The organism is Campylobacter sp. BCW_6465, assembly GCF_001762815.1.
GTDB lineage: Bacteria > Campylobacterota > Campylobacteria > Campylobacterales > Campylobacteraceae > Campylobacter_D > Campylobacter_D jejuni.
Genome location: NZ_MJXN01000104.1, coordinates 992 through 2,622, shown reverse-complemented (window position 1 = coordinate 2,622; position 1,631 = coordinate 992). Strand labels below are relative to the sequence as shown.

The 1,631-nt window shown below is 24.6% G+C and carries 4 protein-coding genes; all 4 read right to left on the bottom strand.

The window, feature by feature from the left end:
• The coding region (locus AJ886_RS07935) for a hypothetical protein (protein ID WP_070287510.1) at positions 1 to 421 on the bottom strand (421 nt) is incomplete at its 3' end.
• A gap of 71 nt (positions 422 to 492) precedes the next feature.
• Positions 493 to 984, bottom strand: a complete 492-nt coding sequence (locus tag AJ886_RS07930; RefSeq protein ID WP_070283629.1) for a hypothetical protein — start codon at positions 982 to 984, stop codon at positions 493 to 495.
• Positions 985 to 1,116 carry a hypothetical protein gene (locus tag AJ886_RS10860; protein ID WP_016818322.1) on the bottom strand — a complete coding sequence of 44 codons (132 nt, stop codon included), beginning with the start codon at positions 1,114 to 1,116 and terminating at the stop codon, positions 985 to 987.
• Positions 1,103 to 1,606 (bottom strand): hypothetical protein, encoded by a 504-nt coding sequence (locus tag AJ886_RS07925; protein ID WP_070287509.1) that lies wholly within the window; start codon positions 1,604 to 1,606, stop codon positions 1,103 to 1,105. Before AJ886_RS07925 ends, AJ886_RS10860 begins: the two co-directional genes overlap by 14 nt.
• Positions 1,607 to 1,631: the final 25 nt, after the last annotated feature.

Genomic DNA, 1,631 nt, shown 5'->3' with positions numbered 1-1,631 from the left:
TGTTAAATACTTCGTTTAAAATTAAATTAACATCATTTTCCTTAGTATTAAAGCTTTGATTATTTAGATTATCTTGTAAGGAAATTTCTTTATTTAAATAGTCTTGGATATCTTTTATTTTTTCATTTCTTTTTTCTTTTAAAGTATTGATAGATTTATAAAGCTTTTTTCTAGTATCAAGATAGGTATCATTGAGCTTTTCTTTATCTAGGATGAAGATTTTTGTGAAAGTAGAATTATAGCCTAGATTGTTTATAGCGGTAGCTTGGGTGAAAAGCTCTTCTTGATTATAATTTATAGCTATGGAATTTTCACATTGATATAAGGCTTTTAAGTATGCTATGGATGAATTTTTATCTATTGTGTCTATTTCATCATTGTTTATAAAAGCAAGCCTTGTTATAAATAATTCTCTATCCATTTTTTTCTAAATATTTAAGATAAATGAATATTATATCAAATATATTAAATTTTTGATAGTCTTTAAAGATTTTAATACATCACATACACACCCGCCATTAATATAGGATTACACACAAACCCTATAAGCCAACTTAATTTTTTGCGTTTTTCTCCTGTACTATGGCATTTAAATAAATAAGCTTGCAATAAACAAGGAAGTATAAAAAATGTGATTACTAAAAAAATAAAAGTTATACCACCTAAAAAATCAAAATAATTATGTGCTTTATATTCTTGTGGTGATAATTTTTCAATTTCTGGAGGACCAAGTAATACAAGCCCTCTAGAAGTTTCAAGATCATAAGTAAGATAAAATACGATAACAATAGCCATAAAAAAGATAATAAAAGATATTAAAAAATAAGATTTTACAAATTCTTTTATGTTAATCTTAATCCAATAATTTAAAATAGAAAAGGCAATAAGAACGCTTAGAGCTATAAGATAAAATTCTATAACACTACAAGTAAGAATAAATCCTATCAAACCCCAAAAAATAGAAAATGTAATATCTTCTCCCATTTAAACTCCTGTATTATAAAGCACATTATAAGCTTTATCTTTAAAATCAAGCTTAGTGATAAAATCTTTACTATAAAGTCTAAAATCCAAACCATAAGGAGTGAATTTTTGATAGTCTTTAAAGATTTTCATATACCACATACACACTCGCAATTAATAAAAAGATATTACACACAAACCCTATAAGCCAACTTAATTTTTTGCGTTTTTCTCCTGTGCTATAACATTTAAATAAATAAGCTTGTAATAAACAAGGAGGTATAAAAAATGTGATTGTAAAAAAAAACATAGTTATACAAGTCAAAAATCCAAAATAATTATATGCTTTATATTCTTGCGGTGACAATTCTTTAGCTTCTAGAGAGCTAAGTAATGCAAGATCCCTAGAAGTTTCAATACCATAGGTAAGATAAAATATGATAACAATAGCCATAAAAAAGATAATAAAATATACTAAAAAATAAGATTTTACAAATTCTTTTATGTTAATTCTCATCCAATAATTTAAAATAGAAAAGGCAATAAGAACACTTAAAGTTGTAAGATAAAATTTTATATTAGTAAAAGCAAGAATAAATCCAAATAAACCCCAAAAAATAGAAAATGTAATATCTTCTCCCATTTAAACTCCTGTATTATAAAGCACA

What these genes read in the sequence shown, in the direction of transcription:
- AJ886_RS07930 (WP_070283629.1), bottom strand. Translation starts at nt 984, where the DNA reads ATGGGAGAAGATATTACATTTTCTATTTTTTGGGGTTTGATAGGATTT.
- AJ886_RS10860 (WP_016818322.1), bottom strand. Translation starts at nt 1,116, where the DNA reads ATGAAAATCTTTAAAGACTATCAAAAATTCACTCCTTATGGTTTGGAT.
- AJ886_RS07925 (WP_070287509.1), bottom strand. Translation starts at nt 1,606, where the DNA reads ATGGGAGAAGATATTACATTTTCTATTTTTTGGGGTTTATTTGGATTT.